Annotated in this window: 22 protein-coding genes; 12 read left to right on the top strand and 10 right to left on the bottom strand. The window is 67.9% G+C overall.

What is annotated here, in order from left to right; genetic code table 11:
• The first annotated feature begins 8 nt into the window (after window positions 1–8).
• The 5 genes from AC5P5M_RS06020 to AC5P5M_RS06000 are packed head-to-tail and all read left to right on the top strand — an operon-like array spanning window position 9 to window position 5,174.
• The gene (locus AC5P5M_RS06020) at window positions 9–1,772 is read left to right on the top strand and encodes a bifunctional alpha/beta hydrolase/class I SAM-dependent methyltransferase (RefSeq protein WP_495205661.1); all 1,764 of its coding nucleotides are present in this window, start codon (window positions 9–11) and stop codon (window positions 1,770–1,772) included.
• On the top strand, window positions 1,772–3,106 hold the full coding sequence (locus AC5P5M_RS06015; protein ID WP_495205660.1) for a phosphatase PAP2/dual specificity phosphatase family protein: 1,335 nt from the start codon (window positions 1,772–1,774) through the stop codon (window positions 3,104–3,106). Before AC5P5M_RS06020 ends, AC5P5M_RS06015 begins: the two co-directional genes overlap by 1 nt.
• A complete protein-coding gene (locus AC5P5M_RS06010) occupies window positions 3,103–3,540 on the top strand; it encodes a hypothetical protein (protein WP_340044409.1) in 438 nt (145 codons plus the stop codon). Before AC5P5M_RS06015 ends, AC5P5M_RS06010 begins: the two co-directional genes overlap by 4 nt.
• Window positions 3,541–3,552: 12 nt before the next feature.
• The gene (locus AC5P5M_RS06005) at window positions 3,553–4,182 is read left to right on the top strand and encodes a lysophospholipid acyltransferase family protein (protein WP_065181557.1); all 630 of its coding nucleotides are present in this window, start codon (window positions 3,553–3,555) and stop codon (window positions 4,180–4,182) included.
• Entirely contained in the window at window positions 4,179–5,174 is a 996-nt protein-coding gene (locus AC5P5M_RS06000; RefSeq protein WP_053515673.1) for a phosphatidate cytidylyltransferase, read from the top strand. Before AC5P5M_RS06005 ends, AC5P5M_RS06000 begins: the two co-directional genes overlap by 4 nt.
• A 29-nt stretch (window positions 5,175–5,203) precedes the next feature.
• On the opposite strand, the gene fis is transcribed toward AC5P5M_RS06000, so the two are convergent.
• The 3 genes from fis to prmA form a co-directional block, all read right to left on the bottom strand.
• Complete coding sequence (gene fis / locus AC5P5M_RS05995; protein WP_005419706.1) at window positions 5,204–5,479, bottom strand: DNA-binding transcriptional regulator Fis; 276 nt, start codon at window positions 5,477–5,479, stop codon at window positions 5,204–5,206.
• 115 nt (window positions 5,480–5,594) lie between these two features.
• Complete coding sequence (locus AC5P5M_RS05990; RefSeq protein ID WP_111186285.1) at window positions 5,595–6,347, bottom strand: DUF3426 domain-containing protein; 753 nt, start codon at window positions 6,345–6,347, stop codon at window positions 5,595–5,597.
• A gap of 42 nt (window positions 6,348–6,389) precedes the next feature.
• Window positions 6,390–7,310 carry a 50S ribosomal protein L11 methyltransferase gene (gene prmA / locus AC5P5M_RS05985; RefSeq protein WP_495205719.1) on the bottom strand — a complete coding sequence of 307 codons (921 nt, stop codon included), beginning with the start codon at window positions 7,308–7,310 and terminating at the stop codon, window positions 6,390–6,392.
• A 151-nt stretch (window positions 7,311–7,461) separates the two neighbouring features.
• Between prmA and AC5P5M_RS05980 the strand changes: the two genes are divergently transcribed.
• Window positions 7,462–8,436 (top strand): hypothetical protein, encoded by a 975-nt coding sequence (locus tag AC5P5M_RS05980; protein WP_495205659.1) that lies wholly within the window; start codon window positions 7,462–7,464, stop codon window positions 8,434–8,436.
• Window positions 8,433–8,807: a hypothetical protein gene (locus AC5P5M_RS05975; protein WP_065174417.1), complete on the top strand. Its 375-nt coding sequence runs from the start codon at window positions 8,433–8,435 to the stop codon at window positions 8,805–8,807. Before AC5P5M_RS05980 ends, AC5P5M_RS05975 begins: the two co-directional genes overlap by 4 nt.
• A gap of 133 nt (window positions 8,808–8,940) precedes the next feature.
• Here the strand turns inward: AC5P5M_RS05975 and accC are convergent, their stop codons facing one another.
• From accC to AC5P5M_RS05955, 4 genes are all read right to left on the bottom strand, one after another.
• Window positions 8,941–10,308 carry an acetyl-CoA carboxylase biotin carboxylase subunit gene (accC, locus tag AC5P5M_RS05970; protein WP_014648613.1) on the bottom strand — a complete coding sequence of 456 codons (1,368 nt, stop codon included), beginning with the start codon at window positions 10,306–10,308 and terminating at the stop codon, window positions 8,941–8,943.
• 10 nt (window positions 10,309–10,318) lie between these two features.
• Window positions 10,319–10,798: an acetyl-CoA carboxylase biotin carboxyl carrier protein gene (accB, locus tag AC5P5M_RS05965; RefSeq protein WP_053515682.1), complete on the bottom strand. Its 480-nt coding sequence runs from the start codon at window positions 10,796–10,798 to the stop codon at window positions 10,319–10,321.
• 59 nt (window positions 10,799–10,857) lie between these two features.
• Entirely contained in the window at window positions 10,858–11,301 is a 444-nt protein-coding gene (gene aroQ / locus AC5P5M_RS05960; protein WP_053515684.1) for a type II 3-dehydroquinate dehydratase, read from the bottom strand.
• A 231-nt stretch (window positions 11,302–11,532) separates the two neighbouring features.
• Window positions 11,533–12,267, bottom strand: coding sequence for a DOPA 4,5-dioxygenase family protein (locus tag AC5P5M_RS05955; protein ID WP_111186283.1), 735 nt, complete (start codon window positions 12,265–12,267; stop codon window positions 11,533–11,535).
• Window positions 12,268–12,420: 153 nt separating this feature from the next.
• On the opposite strand from AC5P5M_RS05955, the gene AC5P5M_RS05950 reads away from it, so the two are divergent.
• The gene (locus AC5P5M_RS05950; RefSeq protein WP_253119277.1) at window positions 12,421–13,248 is read left to right on the top strand and encodes an isocitrate lyase/PEP mutase family protein; all 828 of its coding nucleotides are present in this window, start codon (window positions 12,421–12,423) and stop codon (window positions 13,246–13,248) included.
• A gap of 64 nt (window positions 13,249–13,312) precedes the next feature.
• On the opposite strand, the gene AC5P5M_RS05945 is transcribed toward AC5P5M_RS05950, so the two are convergent.
• Entirely contained in the window at window positions 13,313–15,361 is a 2,049-nt protein-coding gene (locus tag AC5P5M_RS05945) for a TonB-dependent receptor domain-containing protein (RefSeq protein WP_495205658.1), read from the bottom strand.
• 203 nt (window positions 15,362–15,564) lie between these two features.
• Between AC5P5M_RS05945 and AC5P5M_RS05940 the strand changes: the two genes are divergently transcribed.
• The gene (locus tag AC5P5M_RS05940) at window positions 15,565–16,161 is read left to right on the top strand and encodes an NAD(P)H-dependent oxidoreductase (RefSeq protein ID WP_053515689.1); all 597 of its coding nucleotides are present in this window, start codon (window positions 15,565–15,567) and stop codon (window positions 16,159–16,161) included.
• 16 nt (window positions 16,162–16,177) lie between these two features.
• Window positions 16,178–16,771 (top strand): TetR/AcrR family transcriptional regulator, encoded by a 594-nt coding sequence (locus tag AC5P5M_RS05935; protein ID WP_053515691.1) that lies wholly within the window; start codon window positions 16,178–16,180, stop codon window positions 16,769–16,771.
• 13 nt (window positions 16,772–16,784) lie between these two features.
• Here the strand turns inward: AC5P5M_RS05935 and AC5P5M_RS05930 are convergent, their stop codons facing one another.
• A complete protein-coding gene (locus tag AC5P5M_RS05930) occupies window positions 16,785–17,573 on the bottom strand; it encodes a D-alanyl-D-alanine carboxypeptidase family protein (RefSeq protein WP_180875467.1) in 789 nt (262 codons plus the stop codon).
• Window positions 17,574–17,692: 119 nt separating this feature from the next.
• Between AC5P5M_RS05930 and AC5P5M_RS05925 the strand changes: the two genes are divergently transcribed.
• Together AC5P5M_RS05925 and AC5P5M_RS05920 are read left to right on the top strand one after the other, a co-directional pair.
• Entirely contained in the window at window positions 17,693–19,243 is a 1,551-nt protein-coding gene (locus tag AC5P5M_RS05925) for an alkaline phosphatase (RefSeq protein WP_495205657.1), read from the top strand.
• 61 nt (window positions 19,244–19,304) lie between these two features.
• Window positions 19,305–19,871 (top strand): GIY-YIG nuclease family protein, encoded by a 567-nt coding sequence (locus tag AC5P5M_RS05920; RefSeq protein WP_111186278.1) that lies wholly within the window; start codon window positions 19,305–19,307, stop codon window positions 19,869–19,871.
• Between the two features lie 34 nt (window positions 19,872–19,905).
• Here the strand turns inward: AC5P5M_RS05920 and AC5P5M_RS05915 are convergent, their stop codons facing one another.
• Window positions 19,906–20,088: a hypothetical protein gene (locus tag AC5P5M_RS05915; RefSeq protein ID WP_459062376.1), complete on the bottom strand. Its 183-nt coding sequence runs from the start codon at window positions 20,086–20,088 to the stop codon at window positions 19,906–19,908.
• Window positions 20,089–20,151 lie beyond the last annotated feature (63 nt).

Here is a 20,151-nt window from a genome sequence, read left to right as displayed (position 1 = left end):
GAGAAGGCATGCGTCAGGTGCAGGAACGGGAATTCCACAGCTTCGACCAAGTACCGCTGTTCTACCGGCACTGGCCGGTTGCGGCCGCAGGCACACCACCGGGGCGCACGGTCCGGGCCATCGTGCTGCTGCATCGTGGCCACGAGCATTCAGGGCGGGTCGCCCATCTGGTCGACGAGCTGGACCTGCCGGAGATCGCCTTCTTCGCCTGGGACGCGCGCGGCAATGGGCGTTCGCCGGGCGAGCGTGGCGACGCACCGGGCTTCCCTGCGCTGGTGCGCGACCTGGACAGCTTCATCGCCCACATCGGCAGCGAGCACGGCATCGCGGTCGAGGACATCGTCGTGGTCGCGCAGAGCGTGGGCGCGGTCATCGCTGCGACCTGGGTACACGACTATGCCCCCCGCCTGCGCGCGCTGGTGCTGGCGTCACCGGCATTCAAGGTGAAGCTGTATGTGCCGTTCGCACGTCCAGGCCTGGCCCTGATGCAGAAGCTGCGCGGCAATTTCTTCGTCAACAGCTACGTCAAGCCGCAGTGGCTGACGCATGATCCGGCACGGGTGGAGAGTTACCGCACCGATCCACTGATCACCCGGCCGATCTCGGTACGCGTGCTGCTGGGCCTGTATGAAGCCGCCGACCGCATCGTGGCCGACGCGCAGGCGATCAGCGTGCCGGTGCAACTGCTGGTGTCCGGCTCCGACTTCGTGGTGCACCGTGGTCCGCAGGACCGCTTCTATGAGCGCCTGTCCAGTCCGATCAAGGAGCGCGTGTACCTGCCGGGTTTCTTCCACGACACGCTGGGCGAGCGCGATCGTGCACCGGCACTGGCGCGCATCCGCGACTTCATCCAGGCGCGTTTCGCCGAACCGCTGCGCACGCTGTCGCGGCGCGACGCGCACCGGCATGGGCCGACGTTCGAGGAATCGGAGATCCTGGCCTGGCCACCGGAACGCAACAGCCTGGCCGACCTGCGCTGGCGCGGGGTGCGCGCGGGCCTGCGCCTGGGCGGCACCCTGTCCGAAGGCATCGCGCTGGGCCTGCAGACCGGTTTCGATTCCGGCAGCACGCTGGACTACATCTACCGCGACGAAGCGCGCGGCAAGGGACCGGTGGGGCGGATGATCGACCGCAACTACCTCGATGCGATCGGCTGGCGTGGTATCCGCGTGCGTGGCCAGCACCTGCAGGAACTGCTGCGAGATGCCGCCACGCGCCTGCGCGGCCAGGATCTGCCGGTGCAGGTGCTGGACGTGGCCGCCGGCCATGGCCGCTATGTGCTGGAAGCCCTGGGCCAGGGCGAACAGCGCGCTGACCGCATCGTGCTGCGTGATTTCAGCCCGCTCAACGTGACCCAGGGCCAGGCCTTGATCGAACGGCTGGGAGCCGCCGACATCGCCCGCTTCGAGCAGGGAGACGCGTTCGATCCGGTGTTGCTGGCGACGGTGGAACCCACGCCGACGCTGGCAGTGGTCTCAGGCCTGTACGAGCTGTTCCCCGACAACGATGCCGTGCTGCGTTCGCTGCAGGGTATTGCCGCGGTGGTGCCGGAGGGGGGCTACCTGGCCTATACCGGCCAGCCCTGGCACCCGCAGCTGGAATTCATCGCCCGTGCACTCACCAGCCATCGCGGAGGCGCTGCCTGGGTCATGCGACGGCGCACCCAGCAGGAGATGGACGAGCTGGTGCGGCTGTCGGGCTTCGAGAAGGTGACCCAGCGCATCGATGCGTTCGGCATCTTCACCGTATCGCTGGCACGTCGGGTCGCCTGATGGCCATCACCGCAACGCCGATCGTTGCCGAGGCACCGCGTCCGTGGCGCCGCGCGCTGCTGTGGCTGGCGCTGCTGGGCCCGTTCTTCTTCGCCAGTTATGGCTTTGCCAACTGGATGGCCGGCCGCCACGACATGGTTCCGGTTGTCGTGTTCGACTGGGAGACGCGCATTCCGTTCGTACCCTGGACGATCGTGCCGTACTGGTCGATCGACCTGTTCTACGCGGTGTCGTTCTTCCTGTGCCGGCAGCGCCTGGAGCTGGACCGCCATGCGCTGCGGCTGCTCAGTGCACAGGTGATCGCAGTGGCCTGCTTTCTGCTGTGGCCGCTGCGCTTCAGCTTCGAGCGGCCGGAGACGGGCGGTGCCTATGGCTGGTTGTTCGAAGTGCTGCTGGGGTTCGACAAGCCTTTCAACCAGGCGCCGTCATTGCACATCGTGCTGCTGATCGTGCTGTGGGTGAAGTTCGCCCACTACCTGCAGGGCGTCTGGCGGCTGGTGCTGCATGCGTGGGCATTGCTGATCGGCATTTCGGTGCTGACCACGTTCCAGCATCACTTCATCGACATTCCCACCGGCCTGCTGGTGGGCTGGCTGTGCGTGTGGCTGTGGCCGGACCAGGGAACACCGCCGTTGCGTGCCTGGCAGTCCGCGGAGGATCCCGCGCGGTGGCGGCTGGCGCTGCTCTACCTTCTGGGTGCCGCCGTGCTGCTGGTGCCGGCGCTGGCGCTGCGAGGCACTGCGCTGTGGCTGCTGTGGCCGGCGATCTCGCTGCTGCTGGTGGCGCTGGCGTACGCCGGACTGGGCACGGCCATGTTCCAGAAGCGCGACGACGGGCGCCTGACCATGGCCGCGCGCTGGCTGCTCGCGCCTTACCTGGGCGCCGCCTGGATCAATTCGCGGCTATGGACATGGCGGGCACCGCAGCCCTCGGCGGTGGCCGATGGCGTGTGGTTGGGACGGATTCCACGGGCGGCCTTGGCGTCGCCACTGCACGGCGTGGTCGATACCTGCGCAGAGCTGTCGTGCCGGGCGCCAGGTGCTGCGTATGCCAGCGTTCCGATGCTGGACATGGTGGTGCCCTCGCCGGCGCAGCTGCGCGAGGCCGCTGCCGCCATCGAACGCCTGCGCATGCAGGGGCCAGTACTGGTGTGCTGTGCCCTGGGCTATTCGCGCAGTGCGGCCAGCGTAGCGACCTGGCTGCTGTGCAGCGGCCGGGCACGGGACGCAGCCGAGGCGGTTGCACGGATACGTGCCGCGCGGCCCTCCATCGTTCTGCATGACGACCACCTGCGCGCCATCCAGGCCGCCATCACCTCGGAGAGCCCCGCATGAGCCTCGCTGTCGACCTGCCGATGATGCGCCTGCTGCTGCGCCAGGGCCGGCTGCCCGCTGCGCTGTCACTGGGACTGCTGCTGGTGGCGTTGCTGCTGCTGGGCATCGAGCCGGGACTGGCGATGTTCGCGGCCGGCCTGTTGCTGCTGAGCGTGGCGGCGGGGATGGTGCAGGCGTACTACGCGGTGCGCGTACAGCTGGACGCCAGCCTCCTGCAGCTGCTGCTGCAGGAGAATCTGCACGGTGAGGCGGCGGCCGAACGGGTGGACGCCGCCCTGCATGTCGCCGGCCTGCGCCGCCGCGACGCACAGGCGCCTACGCGCGGATGGGATGTGCGCTGGGCGGGCATGCGGGGCCTGCTGCTGCGCCAGTACGCGGCAGCGCTGCTGCAGTTCGCCGCGCTGCTGCTGGCCGTGCTGTGGCCGCAGACCTGAGGGGAGACATCGATGTTTGCTGAACTGATCGCCCGCGCCTGCAGTGGCGCCATCCATGTGCTCACCGGCGCGCGGGCGCTGTGGGTCGGCTGCGCGCCCTCCAGCGAGCGCCGTGTCTACTACGGCAACCACGCCAGCCACGGGGATTTCGTGCTGATCTGGTCGTCGATGCCGCCGGCACTGCGGCGGCAGGTGCGTCCGGTGGCGGCCGCCGAATACTGGCAGCGCGACGCCCTGCGGCGCTACCTGATCGATGCGGTGTTCAACGGCGTGCTGGTCGAGCGCGAAGCGGCGCGCCGCCAGCAGGATCCGCTGCAGGCGCTGCGCGAGGCGGTGGATGCGGAGTGCTCACTGATCCTGTTCCCGGAAGGCACGCGCAACGTCGGCGATGAGCCGTTGCTGCCGTTCAAGAGTGGCATCTACCATCTCGCGCGGCAGCGTCCGGAACTGGAATTCGTCCCGGTGTGGATCGACAACCTGAAGCGGGTGATGCCCAAGGGACGGTTCCTGCCATTGCCGTTGCTGTGCACGGCCACCTTCGGTACTCCGCTGCGGCTGCAGGCCGACGAGGACAAGACGGCGTTTCTCCAGCGCAGCCGCCAGGCGCTGCTGGATCTGGCGCCGGACGGAGGACGCGCATGAGCGGGTTGATCGCCGTATCGGGTGACCTCGCCGCGCGCAGCGTGGGCCAGCAGACCGGGCTGCTGTTCGCCGGGGTCGGCGCGGTGCTGGTGCTGGCGACGCTGGTGGCCGAGACCCTGCGCTGGCGGCAGCGTGGACGGCCCAGCGCGGTCATCGCCAACCTGGTCTCGCGCATCCGCGCCTGGTGGGTGATGGCGATCGTGGTCGGCCTGGCGCTGCTGTTCGGCCGGGCCGGGGTGATCGTGCTGTTCGCGATCATCTCGCTGTTTGCCCTGCGCGAGTTCATCACCCTGGCACCCACCCGGTCAGGTGACTACTACGCGCTGCTGGCGGCGTTCTACATCGTGCTGCCCTGGCAGTACTACCTGGTGTGGATCGACTGGTATGGCATGTACACGCTGCTGATTCCGGTCTATGCGTTCCTGTTCCTGCCGATCCTGGCCACCATCGGCGGTGACACCACGCATTACCTGGAGCGCACGGCCAAGGTGCAGTGGGGGCTGATGATCTGCGTGTTCTGCATTTCGCACGTGCCCCTGCTGCTGAACCTGCGTGTGCCCGGGCATGAGCCCGCGCGCAACGTGCTGCTGCTGGCGTTCCTGGTGATCGTGGTGCAGTCCTCGGACGTGCTGCAGTACATCTGGGGCAAGCTGCTGGGCAGGCGCCTGATCGCGCCCAGGCTGTCGCCGTCGAAGACAGTGGAGGGCTTCATCGGTGGCGTGCTGAGTGCCAGCGTGGTGGGCGCTGCGCTGTGGTGGATCACGCCGTTCACGCCGCTGCAGGCGTTCGGCCTGTCGCTGTTGATCAACCTGATGGGGTTCTGGGGGGGCCTGGTGATGTCGGCGATCAAGCGCGACCGTGGCATCAAGGACTGGGGCCACATGATCGAGGGCCATGGCGGCATGCTCGACCGGCTGGATTCGGTGTGCTTCGCCGCACCGGTGTTCTTCCACGTGGTGCGGTATTACTGGAAGGCGGGCGGCGGCGGGTGACCCCGCTTCCACGACGTCGCCATCCGCGCTCAGGCGCTGATGCCGTATTCCTTCAGCTTCTTGCGCAGCGTGGCACGGTGGATGCCCAGCATCGCCGCGGCCCGGCTCTGGTTGCCTTCGCAGTGGTTGAGCACTTCCACGAACAGCGGAATCTCCATCTCGCGCAGCACGATCTCGTAGACGTCGTCTGCATCGCAGCCATCAAGGTCGCGCAGGTACCGGCGCACGGACTGGGCGACGTGTTCGCGCAGCGGTGGCCGGGGAGCGCCACGACTGTTGTCAGGACGAGAAAGGACAGCGTTCAAGGGGGTTCCCGATCTGGTTGGCCCGTGCACGCGGAGCGCGCGGCCGGATGAGGTGGTGGCGGTCAGTCTAGCGCGAGCGTGCCCGACCTGCCATGGCTGGTCGCCTTCGTCCCGATCACAGGAACTCGAAGGTGAATGCGACAGTGGACGCCGCAGGCTCCTGCACGCGGAACGCGATGTGTGCGCTCTGACCCGGTTCCAGCACGGCGGTACCCGGGTTCTCGCCGAGGTACTGCGTGGGGCTGAAAACGTCACTGCCGATGACCCGTCCGTCCGCATCGGACAGCGAAAGCCGCAGGTCGGGCCAGGCCTGTGGCCATCGCGCGTCATTGCGGATGCTGGCCTGGACCTGCAGTACGCCGGCCTGACCAGGCAGCGGGCGGATGTCGCGACTGGTCATGGTGAAGGCGGTGGGTTCGTGCCAGGCGGGCAGGCTGCAGCGCAGCACGCTGCACAGCGCCACCAGCCATGTGCGGTGGCCGGCATCGGCGGCCAGCCGCGCGCGGTCGGCGAGCACGCTCTGCAGGATCAGCAGCGCCGCCAGCCCCGCCACCAGCAGCCAGTGCCAGCGCGGCGCCGGGCGCGAGCGTGAAGGTGCACGGGCGAGGAAACCGGGTGCGTCATGGTTCGATGGTGACGCCACCGCCGCGGCATGCGGGGGCACATCATCGGTGTGCTGCGGAACGGGTTGCGCAGTGATCACCGCCGCTGCCGGCGCATGTTCGATCTCCGCCGCAGTGGGTTCGGGCGCCGGACCGGCCTGTGCAGGCGTATCGACGTGCGCCTCGACGGCAGGTGCCGTTCCGCCTTCCGGCGCGGGGCGCAGGAAGGTGGCCAGTGGACGTCGTGCGGGGGTCGGCTCGGACATGCTCACGGTGCGGGTTCGGGTCGAGCGCTCATTCAAACACGATCAGGCGCGGCGCACGCCGGTGATGCGCATCCAGTCGCCATCGCGGGTCGCCTGCAGGTCGTCGAACCAGACACTGTAACGCTGCAGCAGTTCGTGCTCCTGTCCATGCAGGATGCCCGACAGTGCGATGCGGCCACCGCCGGCCACGCGCGCGGCCAGCAGCTCGGCCAGGGCATCCAGTGCCGAGGCGAGGATGTTGGCGACCACGATGGGATAGGTTGCCACCGGCTCGTCCTGTGGCAGATAGACCCGCATGCGGCCCTGCTCGCCATTGCGCTCGGCATTGTCGGCGGTCGCGACCAGGGCCTGCGGATCATTGTCCACGCCGATCGCCTCGGCGGCGCCCAGCTTCAGCGCAGCCAAGGCGAGGATGCCCGAGCCGCACCCGAAATCGAGCACGCGCTGGCCCTGCAGCTGGCCGTCCACGGCCAGCTGGTCCAGCCAGCGCAGGCACAGCGCGGTGGTGGGATGAGTACCGGAGCCGAAGGCCAGGCCCGGGTCCAGCCGGACGACGGCCGCGTCGGCGGCCTGCGCCGCCTCCGGCAGCTCATGGTTCCACGGCACGATCCAGGTGCGGCTGCCGAAGTCCATCGGCTGGAACTGGTCCAGCCAGGCACGCTCCCAGTCCTCGTCCTCGACGGCGCGGAAGCTGCCACCGCTCCAGTCCAGTTCCGGGTCGAACGCTTCCAGCGCCGCCAGCAGCAACAGCGCGTTGCTGTCAGCCGGGAACAGCGCCGTCAGCACCAGGCTGTCCCACAGCGGCGTCTCGCCCACGCCCGGTTCCAGGATCGCCTGCTCGTTGCTGGTGTCGGCCTCGGCATCGAGCAGGGTCACGGCCAACGCCCCGACGTCCTCCAGCGCATTCTCATAGCGGGGCTGGGTGGCTTCGGTGCAACGCAGGGTCAGTTCCAGGAACGGCATGGGATCGGGGGCAATCGCGGGAAAGGGGGCCATGCTAGACCATCGGGGCGTCTCCGTATGCTCTGAGATGAACGGCCCCCGTTCAGACAGGCCTGCCGGGCCTTGCTAAACTGCGCGCTTTCCTGTGCGCCCCCGACGCTTTCCGTTGCCGATGGCACTCGCTCCGACCCTGAAAACCTGGTTGCTCGTGCTGCCGGCGGTGGCCGTGCTGGGCGTGGCCGGGTATCGGGCCAGCGGGCACGTGGGCTTGGTATCGTCTCCGGTCGCGGCCTCCGGGCTGCCGACGGCCCAGGTGGCGGGCAACGAGGATGGGACGACGATGCCGGTCATGCCCGAGGCGCTGGCGCGGCGTCTGGCGGCCTTCGAGCGGGGCGGCGCACTGCCGTCCGGCCTGCCGCTGGACATCCGGGCCGACATCGAGGGCGCCACCGATCTGTTCGCCTATGCGCAGCGGTTGCGTGCGCAGGCCGACGGTGGCAACCACGAAGCGCGCTGGATGCTCAGCCGGGTGTATGACTACTGCGCGCAGTACGCGGTCGATCCCGGGGGGTATCGCTTGGACAACAACGTGCTGGCGGGGCTGGGCCTGAGTGCCGCACCGGCCATGGTCGATGCGCGCGAGCGCGTGGCCCAGCGCTGCGGCGGGTTCGTGCCCGGCGACAAACTGGGCGCGGCGCTGGTGCTGGCGGAGCGTCGCAAGGCGGCCGCGCAGGGCAATCTGGCGGCCGAAGCTGCGCTGTTCGCTGAAGGTGAGCCGCTGCACGACAGCGCGGACTACCGCCGTGGTCTGGTCGAGCGCGTGCGCCTGTCGCGCGATCCGGAGGCATTCATGGCCCTCGCTCCGGGAATGGGCGTGCGCGCCGCCGGTGACAGTGCACTGGACGGGCTGGTGGCCGGCGAGCAGCTCAGCGAAATGGCGTGGCGGCTTGCGGCCTGCGAACTCGGTCTACCGTGTGGGGCCGACAGCGTGCTGGTCAACAGTTTTTGTGCGAATGGAGGGATCTGTTCGCAGGATGAGACGCAGGATTTCCGGGATTTCGTGTATGACGCTGCGGTTTCGCGGCAAGGTGCTGGGAAGATGAACGAATGGATCAAGCGATTGATTGGAAGGGGGAGCAGGCCATGAACTACCGTCGATTCCTTCACGGGGCCAAGTTCTGGTTCTGGGTGGCACTGTTCGTGGCCTATTCGGCCGGCGCGGTGGGCCTGTTGATGATCGATACCTACGAGGATCGCTACCGGCATCTGTCGAAGGTGGAGCTGACCACGGTGAAGGCACAGGAAGACCTGCGCCGCGCCGGCGCCAGCCAGGTCGCTGCGGTCTATCGCGCGCAGAGCGGCGTGCCGTTCGCATCGCTGCCGGCGGGCAGCACCTTCCAGGTGGTCTGGCCCGATGGCTCGACCGAGACCATGGTGATTGTCGATCCGACCTCGCCCAATGGCGTGCGCCCGCTGCCGAACTCGCAGATTCCGGCAACCGCGGCCGACAGGCACTGACACCGATCCTGCAGCGCCGGGCCCTCACGCGCGGCTGCTTTTCCCGGTACGCCGGGCGCGGGGGAAGGCGCTGCAGAATGCACGAAAAGGGCGGGGATATCCCCGCCCTTTTCGTGTCCAGCACCTGTGCCGATCAGGTCAGCGCGATCGGTTTGTTCTTGCGCTCGGCCAGACGCTTTTCCAGGTAGTGGATGTTCTGGCCACCGGCCTGGAAGCCCTTGTCGCGCATGATCCGCTGCTGCAGGGCGATGTTGGTCTTGATACCGTCGACCACCATTTCGCTCAGCGCCACCCGCATGCGGGCGATCGCGGTTTCGCGGTCCGGGCCGTGCACGATCAGCTTGCCGATCATCGAGTCATAGTTCGATGGCACGCGGTAACCACTGTAGATGTGGGTGTCCACGCGCACGCCGGGGCCGCCCGGCGGATGGAAGCCGGTGATGGTGCCCGGGCTCGGCACGAAGGTTTCAGCATCTTCGGCGTTGATGCGGCACTCGATGGCATGGCCGGTGAGCACCACGTCGCTCTGCTTGATCGACAGCTTCTGGCCGGCGGCGATCTTCAGCTGCTCGGCCACCAGGTCGATGCCGGTGACCATTTCGGTGACCGGATGTTCCACCTGGATGCGGGTGTTCATTTCGATGAAGTAGAAGCGGCCGTCCTCGTACAGGAACTCGAACGTGCCGGCGCCGCGGTAGCCGATGCGGATGCAGGCCTCCACGCAGACCTTGCCGATCTGCTCGCGCTGCTCGGCGGTGATGCCCGGTGCCGGTGCTTCCTCGACCACCTTCTGGTGACGGCGCTGCATCGAGCAGTCGCGCTCGCCGAGGTGGATGGCATTGCCCTGGCCGTCGGCCAGCACCTGGATCTCCACGTGGCGCGGGTTCTCCAGGAACTTCTCCATGTAGACCTCGCCATTGCCGAACGCCGCCTTCGCTTCGCTCTTGGTGGTTTCGATCGAGGTCTTCAACGAGGCTTCGGCGTGCACCACGCGCATGCCGCGACCGCCGCCGCCGCCCGCTGCCTTGATGATGACCGGGTAGCCGATCTCACGGGCGATCTTGGTGTTGGCGACGATGTCCTCGCCCAGCGGGCCGCCCGAGCCGGGCACGCACGGCACACCGGCGGCCTTCATGGCGCGGATGGCTTCGACCTTGTCACCCATCATGCGGATGGTGTCGGCCTTGGGGCCGATGAAGATGAAGCCGGATTCCTCCACGCGCTCGGCGAAATCGGCGTTCTCCGACAGGAAGCCGTAGCCCGGATGGATGGCCTGGGCATCGGTGACTTCCGCCGCGGCGATCAGGGCGGGGATGTTGAGGTAGCTCTGCGGCGACGGCGCCGGGCCGATGCAGACCGACTCGTCGGCCATGGCCACATGCTTGAGGTTGCGGTCGACCGTGGAGTGCACGGCCACCGTGCGGATGCCCAGGGTGTGGCACGCGCGCAGGATGCGCAGCGCGATCTCCCCTCGGTTGGCGATGACGACTTTGTCGAGCATGGCGTGCCCCTCAGCCGATCACGAACAGCGGCTGGTCGAACTCCACCGGCTGGCCGTTCTCGCCGAGGATGGCGACGATGGTGCCGGACGCGTCGGCTTCGATCGGGTTGAACATCTTCATCGCTTCGATGATGGCCAGGGTTTCGCCTTCCTTGACCTGCTGGCCCACGGTGACGAAGGCCGGCTTGTCCGGAGCGGACGAGGCATAGAAGGTGCCGACCATCGGCGAACGCAGCACGTGGCCTTCCGGCAGCGCCGGGCCCGGCTTGGCGGTGCCGCCGGTGGAGGCTTCGGTCGGCGACTGCATCGGCATTGCCTGCGGCGCCGGCGCGGCAGGGGCGGCATACACCGGAGCGGCGACCGGGGCGGCATAGCCGGCGACCGGCGCGCGCGACAGGCGCACGGACTCTTCGCCTTCCTTGATTTCGATTTCGGCCAGGTTCGACTCTTCCAGCAGGTCGATCAGCTTCTTGATTTTGCGCAGATCCATGAGGGCCTCTTGGGTTTCTATCTAGGTGAGGAGAGCGCCGTGGGCGCCCGGGTCGACAATCAGGTGGCGGACAACCGCAGCAGCGCCGCGTCCATCGCGTAGCGGTAGCTGTCGGCGCCGAAGCCGCACACCACGCCGACCGCCTTGTCGCTGAAATAGCTGTGCTGGCGGAACGGTTCGCGGGCGTGCGGGTTGGACAGGTGGATTTCGATGAACGGCACGGCCACGGCCGCCAGCGCATCGCGCAGGGCGACCGAGGTGTGGGTGAACGCGGCCGGGTTGATCAGGATGAACGCCGTGCCGTCGGTGCGGGCGGCCTGTACGCGGTCCACCAGCGCGTGTTCGGCGTTGGACTGCAGGCTCTCCAGCACGTGCCCGGCGGCGTCGGCCTGGCGGGCCAGCGCCTGGTCGATGTCGGCCAGGGTGGTGTGGCCGTAGACCTCCGGCTCGCGGGTACCGAGCAGGTTGAGGTTGGGGCCGTGCAGGACCAGCAGCTTCGCCATGGGATCCGATCGACTGGAAAGGGCGGCAGTCTGGCGGAAGCGGCCGATGCTGTCCAGTTCGGCGAAGTTTGCCGCGTTTCAATCGATTGTTTGAAATCGCTGGAAGCGCTTGTGCCCGTATGCCGGGCAGCGCCTCAAGGCGCGCTGAACGTGGCGACGGCTGCTGATACCCGCACGTACGCCGACGATGGCGGCCGACCGCTCCTGTCCGGCCAGGCCGGACGGGTCTGCTCAGGTTTCCAGCGGCCGCGTCGGCACGACGTTGGGGAACACCTGTTCCAGCGGCTCCTGTTCGCCCGGCCGGGGCGCGGGCCAGTCGTAGGCGTTCACCGGCTGCGCGCGGTTCACCCACAGCGCGTAATGCAGGTGGTCGGCGCGCCCATCGCCGGTGTTGGGGTGGATGAGGATCGTCAGGCCCAGGCTGTTGAGCTGCAGCCATGGCACCACGACCGGCAGGAGATCGTTGGTGAAGCCGAAGTAGAAGGACGGGGTGACATGGGGGCCGCGTGGCTCCGGATTCCAGTTGCCCAGTTCCACCGGGAAGCGTTCCGCCACCCAGCGCCGGATCAGTGCGGCCTTGGCCGAGGTGTCCTCGTCGAAATAGATGTGGGCGTGGTAACTCTTGATGTCGGTGTAGGGGCGTGGGAGGGTCGGCAATGGCGATTCGCCCGGGCGTGTGCTGCGCGGTCGTGGGGTCGGTTCGCTGGCGGTGTCCTGTCCCCAGGGACTGCGGCCCTGCGCCGGCGGCGGGACGATCGCTTGGAATCCGGGACGCCCCGGTGCGGTCGTGTTCGCCACCTCTCGGGCCGGTGTTGCGGCGGCCGGACTCGTGGCGCCGGCCAGGCCACCTGCGGCCAGGCCGGCCGATGCGATCAGGCGGCGCCGGCTGGGTGAGAACGGCGCGGCCTGGTGTGCATCTGTGTCGTCGCCAGCAATGGCGTCAGAAGAATGCGGGGAGCGCGGCATGGTTGTTTCCGTGGACGGCGGACCGTCACCGTCGGACGGATGCGGGGGCCGCGTCCAATGATCCGGTGGCATCACCTGATGCTGCGCCGCAGGTGCGTTGAGTCCTGTGCGCGGCCCGGATAGGGTGGTCAGCTCACCGCACGGATACCCGCCATGAACAGCGCAGATGCCAGCACTGCCCGCAGACGTGCCACGTTCCGGCAGTTGCATGCGCAGGGCTGCTTCGTATTGCCCAATCCGTGGGACATCGGCAGCGCGCGCTACCTGCAGCGGCAGGGCTTCCTGGCATTGGCCACCACCAGCGCGGGGTGTGCATGGAGCGAAGGTCGCCCCGATGGTGCGGTATCGCTGCAGGCGACGCTTGACCACCTGCGGCTGATGGTGGCCGCCACCGACCTGCCGGTGAACGCAGACTTCGGCGATGGCTTCGGCGCCACGCCACAGGACGTGGCTGAGGCCGTGACGGCGGCCCTGGATACGGGCATCGCCGCTCTGTCGATTGAAGATGCCAGCGGTCTGGCCGACGCGCCGCTGCGCCCGCTGGAGGAGGCCGTGCAACGCCTGCGTGCGGCGCGTGCGGCCATCGATCGCGCCGCGGCCGATGTGCTGCTGGTGGGCCGGGCGGAAAACTTCTTCGTGGGCGTACCGGATCTGGAAGACACGCTGCAGCGCCTGCGTGCCTACGCGGCCGCAGGTGCCGATGTGTTGTACGCACCGGGCATCACCACGGCCGAACAGATCCAGGCGGTGGTGGCCGCGGCCGGCGGCAAGCCGGTGAACCTGCTGGTGGGCGGACCGACGTCACTGACGCTGCAGGACATTGCTGCGATGGGGGTACGCCGGGTCAGCCTGGGCGGGGCGTTGGCCCGTGCGGCGTGGGGGGGATTGATGCGGGCCACCGATCCCATCCAGCAGGAAGGCCGCTTTGATGGCCTGCAGGCGGCAGCATCGGGTGCGGCGCTGAACGCGCTGTTCCGCTGAGGCAGGGCCGCGGATGCACGGCAGGATCCCTTCGCTGCGCGAAGGGATCCGAGCCAGTGCTGCATCAGAACCGTGCGGTGGCGCCCACGAAGAAGGTGCGCGCGCCGCCGTCGTAGTTGTTGCCTTCGTCGATGGTGGACACGTCGCCTACGTTCAGGACGCCGGCACGCAGGGTCAGGTTCTCGTTCACGTCGAAGCCGGTCACCAGATCCCAGGTGGTGTACGCCTTGGCGAAGGTGGCGCTGGTGGCCGATACCAGTTGCTTGCCGATGTGCTGCGCACTGGCATTCAACGACCAGGCATCGGTCACCTGCCATTCCAGCGAGGTGTTGGCGGTCAGCTCCGGTACTACCAGCAGGGTGGCGCCGGTGGTGCGGTTCTTCGATTCCAGCATGCGCGTGGCGTGGGTGGTCCAGTTCAGGCGTTCGTGCAGCGGCACGGTCACGCTGGCTTCCACACCGCGGGTGCGTGCCTTCTGGATGTTCTGTGCCACCGTCCACCAGTAGCCGTTGACGAAGCTGGTGGTCTGGCCGGGGATCTGGCTCAGCGGCACCTGTTCGATCTTGTCGTCGAAGTTGGTCAGGAAGTAGGTGGCCGAGGCCGACCAGCCCTCGCGGTCGAAGCCCACGCCCAGCTCGTAGTTGGTGCTGGTCTCCGGTTCCAGGTTCGGGTTGCCGGCCATGTAGCAGCCGCGCGTGCCGTCGGCATTCACCGAACGGCTGCTCCAGCCTTCGGCGGTCAGGGCACGGCAGCCGTTGCCGCCGGACTGGGTCGCAGCGCCGGCCGTTCCCTGCTTCAGGTTGGGGGCACGGAAGCCCTTGGAAATGCCGCCGCGCACGGTCCATGCATCGGCCGGGTGCCAGACGCCGTAGATGCGCGGGCTCAGGTTGTCATCGTAGTTTTCCGTGTTGTCCCAGCGCAGGCCCAGGGTCAGCACGAAGCGCTCGTGCAGGGTGAGGTGGTCCTCGGCGAAGAGCGCCCAGGAGTCGGCCTCGCTGGTCGGGCTGATGCGGCCGCTGCCCGTCCAGGTGACCGGAACGGTACCGATGGTGTCGCTGTTCTCCAACTCCTCGCGTTTCCACTGCCCGCCCACATTCAGGCTGTGCTCGACGCCCCAGTGGAAGCCGGTGTTGAAGGCGGTATCGAACACCGTTTCCTTCGAACGGTTGCCGACGTCGCTGCCCTTGTCTTCGTATTCGTTCTGCACCAGCGTGGTCTTCGACGTGGTGGCGTCGCTGTAGGTGCCGTCATGGCGGATCACGTAGCCGGTCTGCACCAGCTTGGACAGTCCCCAGCTGTTGACCTGGCCGGCCCCGCTGTTGCGCTGCGTTCCGCGCGAGGCCTCCACGCCCACGACGTGGCTGTCGCTGATGCGCCAGTTGAACAGCACGTTGGCGTTCTCTGCCTTGTTGCCCGGTGTCTGCCGCGCGCCGCTGTCAGATTCGCGGTCAGTGACGTTGGCGCCGATGCGCACGCCCAGGTTGTCGGTCAGCGGGCCACTGAACAGCGCTCCCATCTGCGTGGTGTTGCCGCGGGTGTCCGAATCGGGCTTGCTGTAGTTGAAGGTGGCCGAGCCGCCCCAGTGGTCGGCGATCTTGCGGGTGATGATGTTGATCACACCCCCCATCGCGTCCGATCCGTACAGCGAGGACATCGGGCCGCGCACCACTTCGATGCGTTCGATCATGTCCGGCGACAGCCAGTTCAGATCCTGCGGGCCCAGGTCATCACGATAGTTCACGCCGGCCGAGCTGCCCTGGCGGCGGCCATCGATCAGGATCAGTGTGTACTGCTCGGGCAGGCCGCGCAGCCGGATCTTCGACTGCGCACCGGACAGCGCGTAACCGCCGGTCACGCCGGGCACGGTGCTCAACAGCTGGCCGATGCTGCTGACCGGCTTGCGCTCGATGTCCTCGCGGGTGATCACGCTGATGCTGGCGGGGGCATCCCGGATCCATTGCTGGGCGCCGGTGGCGGTGACCACCACGGTGTCCATCTGCTTGGCGGCGGCATCGGCTGACGCCTCGGCGTGGGCCTGGGAGGCGAGGGCAAGGCCGATGGCCACGGCCAGCGTGGCAACGGAACGACGGGACTTCAGACTGGCATGCAACATCGCGCGGTACTCCGGGTGAGGGGTCCACTGGCGATGGCTGGGACGTCCGTGTGGGGTTTCAGATCTCCTTAACAATCGTATCACGAATCATTTGCATTTGACTTGAGGCGATACAGGACGCCAGAAACAGTGTCCTGCTGGCAGTGCTGATCGGGCTGGGTGCGCTAGTTACCATTAGTAACTAATCTCCAAAGGAGTTGCCCATGCACAGCCTGATTGTTGTTGCCCATCCCGATCCTGCCTCGCTGACCCACGCGGTAGCCGCTCGCATCGCGCAGGCCATCGCCGATGCCGATGAGAGCAATACCACCGCCATGGCCGATCTGATGGCCGAAGGCTTCGACCCGCGCTTCAACGGGCAGGACCAGGCCCTGTTCCGCGGCATCGCGCCGCCACCGGCCGATGTGGCGGCCGAGCACGCACGGCTGGATGCGACCGACACGCTGGTGCTGGTCTACCCGCTCTACTGGTGGTCGTTCCCGGCGCTGCTGAAGGGCTGGATCGATCGCGTTTTCACCCAGGGCTGGGCCTACGCCGAGGGTGCCGATGGAAAAGTGGAGAAGCGGCTGCAGCGGCTGCAGGTGCATCTGGTCGGTATCGGGGGTGCCGATGCCGCGATGATTGAACGCCGTGGCTATGGCGCGGCCATGAACACGCAGATCGACATGGGCATCTTCGATTACTGCGGCGCGCGCGTGCTGTCCTCCACCCTGCTGCTGGAGGCGGACACCGGGGCGGCCGCGGCGCATCTGCAGACCGCGATGGAGATCGGCCGTAAAATCGGACATCCAACGAGCTGACAGCCGTGTTCCGCCGATGCCTGCCACCGACACCCCCACGCGTCGCCGACTGACCCGCGAGCAGCGGGCCCGCCAGCTGCTGGATGTCGCATGGGCGCTGGTAGGCGCCGAAGGCACCGATGCCTTGACCCTGGGGCGCCTGGCCGAAGCGGCGGGCGTGACCAAGCCGGTGGCCTACGATCACTTCGTGACGCGCAACGGCCTGCTGGCGGCGCTCTACCATGACTACGACCAGCGGCAGACGCTCATTTTCAATGACCGTATCGCCGCGGCGCCGGCAGAACTGACCGCGCGCGCAGCGGCCATCGCGTCCGGTTACATCGACTGCGTGCTGAGCCAGGGCAGCGACGTGCAGAGCATCCTCGCAGCGCTGGTCGGCGCGCCGGAGCTGCGCGAGGTGCGGCACTGCTACCAGCAGGAGTTCATCGACAACTGCGCGGACTGGCTGGGCCCGTTCGCCGGTGACGGTCAGGTACCGGTGGAGGGGCGCTGGGCGATCCTCGGCGCTGCCGAAGCGCTGTCCGAAGCGGTGGCCAATGGCGCTATCGGCAAAGCCGACGCGGAACGCGAACTGCAGCGGGTGATCGTATCCACCGTTGTACGGGACTGACTGCCCGCGCAGGTCAGGCTTCTGCGACGGTGTCACCGGCCAACGCGGCGAATCCACTGGCAAGATGCCTGCGCACCCGCGCATCGCGTGCTTCGCGGTCTTCCGAGCCAAGCACCACGGTGATCAATCGCACCGGCTGCGCGTGTCCGGCGATGGGGCGGCGCGCCGTAGCCGCCAGGCAGAACCCGGCCGCGCGGGTATAGCCGGTCTTCAGGCCGTCCACACCTTCATCGGCGAGCAGTGCGTTCTGGTTGCTGCGGCTGAACGTCCCGTGTGCGAACGCTGGCTGTGCGGTGATGGCCAGCACCTGCGGATGATCTGCCAGCAGGCGGCCCGCCAGCACCGCCATGTCGCGTGCGCTGGATACGTGCCGCGGCGTGGTGATGCCGGACACCGACGCGAACCAGGTACTGCCCAGGCCGAGACGCCGCGCCAGCGCGTTCATGTGCTGCAGGTACGCCGCCTGCGAGCCGTGCAGATGGCGGGCAAGCACAAGGGCCGCGTCGTTGCCCGATACCACCAGCATGCCCTGCAGCAGCCGGCCCAGTGTGACCGTTTCGCCGGGCACCAGGCCCATGCGCGTTTCATCGTCAGCAACCGCGTGCACGTCCTCGGCGGCAACGGTCACCGGCATCTCCCAAGCGGCGGCGCCGGATGCGACCTGTTCGTAGGCTGCGTACGCGGTCATCAGTTTGGTCAGTGAAGCAGGCGGACGCTGCAGGTCGGCGTTCTCCTGGTGGATGACCGCGAAGCTGCCGGCATCCAGAGTGATCGACGAGACCGGGGAACGTGGAGACGGCATGGTGGCGCGGCAGGGGAGACGTTCACAGGATACCGCTGCCAGGATGCGTGAATCTGCAATATTGCAATGATATAACGTCGCGCATTCCGGGCCGCCTGCCCGACCCCACAGGATGCACGATGACCGCACACACGCCGCGCCGTTGGCTCTACCCTTCGATTCTGGCCGCGCTGGCAGCCCTCGCCGGCTGCCAGCCGGCACCGCGTGCGCAGGCGCCGGTGGCGACCGGCGGCTACCCGCACAACGTGATCGTGATGATCAACGACGGCGCGGGCTGGGGAACCTGGGATGCCGCCGCGTACTGGCAGTATGGCAGCCGCGAAGGCGCCCCGTACGCGCACTTCCCGCAGCGCCTTGCGGTGGCCACGTTCCCGCTCAACGCCAGCAGCCAGCCCACGCACGATTCGGCGCAGACGCTCGGCTACGACGCCGCGAAAGCATGGGATGCCACCCCGGTACCGGCAGCGGATCTTCCGTTCGCCGGTTATCAGTACCTGGCCGCGGTGGCGACCGACAGCGCCGCGGCGGGCACGGCGTTGTCGTCGGGCATCAAGACGTACAACAACGCCATCAACGTCAACAACGACGGCGTCGCGGTCGAGTTCAACACCCTGCGCGCCAAGCGCCTGGGCATGGCAACCGGTGTGGTCACCTCGGTGCCGTTCTCGCACGCGACACCGGCCGCGTTCGCCGCGCAGAACGCGTCGCGCAACAACTACCATGCCATCGCCCACCAGATGCTGGCCCAGGGCCACATGGACCTGGTCATGGGAACCGGCGGCCCCGGCTACAGCGTCGATGGCCGCGCCTGCGATGACGATGCGGGCGCAGTGAAGGCCGAGGGTTGCGCGAACCCCTGGGAGTGGGTGTCGCAGCAGGACTGGCAGCAGCTGGAAGCAGGTACCCCCATCGCTGGCAATCCTGCCGGACCGTGGCGGTTGATCCGCAGCAAGGAAGCGTTCGCTGCGCTTGCACAGGGGAGGTTGCCAGCCGACCGCCCGTTGATCGGCGTACCGCGTGTGGCCAGCACCCTGCAGCAGGCGCGTCAGCTGCAGGTCCTGGGCAGGGATGAGACCACTCCCTCCGGCGTGAGGAAGATCGACAGCGTGCCGGACCTGGCGACCATGACCCGCGGCGCCCTGCAGTTCCTGCAGCAGCGCTCGTCCAAGGGCCTGTTCCTGATGGTGGAAGGTGGGGCCACCGACTGGGCCGCGCATACCAGTGCGTGCGGCACCGAATGGCATTACGGCCAGTGCGGCGACCAGCCGCAGTACGGCCGCCTGATCGAAGAGACGGTCGAGTTCAACGATGCGGTATCGGCGGTGGTGGCGTGGATCGAGCGCAACGGCGGATGGCAGCGCAATCTGCTGATCGTCACCACCGACCACGACAACAGCATGCCGATGGGCCCCGACGCGCAGCAGGTGGCGTTCGAGCCGGTGCGCAACAACGGGCGCGGGCGGATGCCGGGGATGAGCTTCCGCCCCACCGGCAATCACTCCAACGCACTGGTACCGCTGTGGGCCAAGGGCGCGGGCGCCGAGCGGCTCACCGCCCGAGTGCGCGGCATCGACGCCGGTTACCGCCAGCATGTGCGGTGGAATGATGGCAGCTACATCGACAACACCGACGTGGCTGCCGCAGTGCAGGACGTACTGCAGCGGCCTTGAGCAGAACAGTGCACGGTCCGGCCCGGTTGCCATCGCGTCCGGGGCGATGCAGCCTGCGCCGATGGAACCGCAGATCCGCATCGATGGTCGTGTCTTCGCCTACGTCTTTCCCTGCGCCTGGGAGGATTACGCCAAGATCGGCTTTACGCGTGACCCGCTCGGCCGCATCAGCGCACTGCATCGGCGCTGGTTCGAGTTCTTCGATCTGTGCGCCGGGGCGCTGGTGGAGGCGGAAACCGAGCGCGATGCGCGTGACCTGGAGCTGGAGTTGCGTTCCCCCTTTCGTGCACATCGCGCGCCGGCACCGATGACCGTGCAGGACAAGGCCGGCGGACGCACCGAATGGGTGCGTGGCGCGAACCAGGCCCTGTCCGATGCTGTGCGTGCGCTGGATGGGCGCGGATATCGGACCTTCCCGCTGCGCCCCTGGCTGCGCGCCGCCATGGTCCAGCGGCTGGATCGCCTGCATGACTGGGCCGCCCTCCAGCTGCCGGAAGAGGAAAGCCTGCGCATGCCGGGCAGCCCCGGACCGGCGGTGCTGCGCGATACCCTCGATGGCTATCGCGCGCTGGACATCGACCCGCTGCCATCGCTGCCGCCCCATGTGCAGGCCTGGTACGGGCACTAGCGGCCCGGCCCCTGTGAGCCCGCCGCTGTCGCGCTCAGCGCGGGGCGGGGCAGGTGGGGCAAGGCACCTTTGCCGCAGCTGGACGGTCGAGGTGTGTGGTCCGGTACGGCTTTCCCGGTACCCCGGTCGTGCTGGCCACCGGCGTGGCCAACTGGCGGGCCAGCTCGGCGCTTGCGATGTGACCGTGCAGGAACAACAGACTGCTGAAGATGTTCATGATCGTCGCTCCACTTGAGTGGATTGAACGATACGGGCAGCATGAGGACGCAAAAAGCGACAT

Source organism: Stenotrophomonas sp. YJH_SMC_106-19 (assembly GCF_059368375.1).
This window is presented reverse-complemented; position numbering and strand designations above follow the sequence as displayed.

Bases quoted from the DNA above. Each gene is read 5' to 3' on its own strand.
- AC5P5M_RS05915 (WP_459062376.1), bottom strand. From the start codon at position 20,088: ATGAACATCTTCAGCAGTCTGTTGTTCCTGCACGGTCACATCGCAAGC.
- AC5P5M_RS05950 (WP_253119277.1), top strand. From the start codon at position 12,421: ATGAACAGCGCAGATGCCAGCACTGCCCGCAGACGTGCCACGTTCCGG.
- AC5P5M_RS05975 (WP_065174417.1), top strand. From the start codon at position 8,433: ATGAACTACCGTCGATTCCTTCACGGGGCCAAGTTCTGGTTCTGGGTG.
- AC5P5M_RS06010 (WP_340044409.1), top strand. From the start codon at position 3,103: ATGAGCCTCGCTGTCGACCTGCCGATGATGCGCCTGCTGCTGCGCCAG.
- AC5P5M_RS05980 (WP_495205659.1), top strand. From the start codon at position 7,462: ATGGCACTCGCTCCGACCCTGAAAACCTGGTTGCTCGTGCTGCCGGCG.
- AC5P5M_RS05955 (WP_111186283.1), bottom strand. From the start codon at position 12,267: ATGCCGCGCTCCCCGCATTCTTCTGACGCCATTGCTGGCGACGACACA.
- AC5P5M_RS05920 (WP_111186278.1), top strand. From the start codon at position 19,305: ATGGAACCGCAGATCCGCATCGATGGTCGTGTCTTCGCCTACGTCTTT.
- AC5P5M_RS06020 (WP_495205661.1), top strand. From the start codon at position 9: ATGCGTCAGGTGCAGGAACGGGAATTCCACAGCTTCGACCAAGTACCG.
- AC5P5M_RS06015 (WP_495205660.1), top strand. From the start codon at position 1,772: ATGGCCATCACCGCAACGCCGATCGTTGCCGAGGCACCGCGTCCGTGG.
- AC5P5M_RS05940 (WP_053515689.1), top strand. From the start codon at position 15,565: ATGCACAGCCTGATTGTTGTTGCCCATCCCGATCCTGCCTCGCTGACC.
- AC5P5M_RS06005 (WP_065181557.1), top strand. From the start codon at position 3,553: ATGTTTGCTGAACTGATCGCCCGCGCCTGCAGTGGCGCCATCCATGTG.
- accB (WP_053515682.1), bottom strand. From the start codon at position 10,798: ATGGATCTGCGCAAAATCAAGAAGCTGATCGACCTGCTGGAAGAGTCG.
- AC5P5M_RS05945 (WP_495205658.1), bottom strand. From the start codon at position 15,361: ATGTTGCATGCCAGTCTGAAGTCCCGTCGTTCCGTTGCCACGCTGGCC.
- AC5P5M_RS05935 (WP_053515691.1), top strand. From the start codon at position 16,178: ATGCCTGCCACCGACACCCCCACGCGTCGCCGACTGACCCGCGAGCAG.
- AC5P5M_RS05930 (WP_180875467.1), bottom strand. From the start codon at position 17,573: ATGCCGTCTCCACGTTCCCCGGTCTCGTCGATCACTCTGGATGCCGGC.
- accC (WP_014648613.1), bottom strand. From the start codon at position 10,308: ATGCTCGACAAAGTCGTCATCGCCAACCGAGGGGAGATCGCGCTGCGC.
- AC5P5M_RS06000 (WP_053515673.1), top strand. From the start codon at position 4,179: ATGAGCGGGTTGATCGCCGTATCGGGTGACCTCGCCGCGCGCAGCGTG.
- prmA (WP_495205719.1), bottom strand. From the start codon at position 7,310: ATGCCGTTCCTGGAACTGACCCTGCGTTGCACCGAAGCCACCCAGCCC.
- aroQ (WP_053515684.1), bottom strand. From the start codon at position 11,301: ATGGCGAAGCTGCTGGTCCTGCACGGCCCCAACCTCAACCTGCTCGGT.
- AC5P5M_RS05990 (WP_111186285.1), bottom strand. From the start codon at position 6,347: ATGTCCGAGCCGACCCCCGCACGACGTCCACTGGCCACCTTCCTGCGC.
- AC5P5M_RS05925 (WP_495205657.1), top strand. From the start codon at position 17,693: ATGACCGCACACACGCCGCGCCGTTGGCTCTACCCTTCGATTCTGGCC.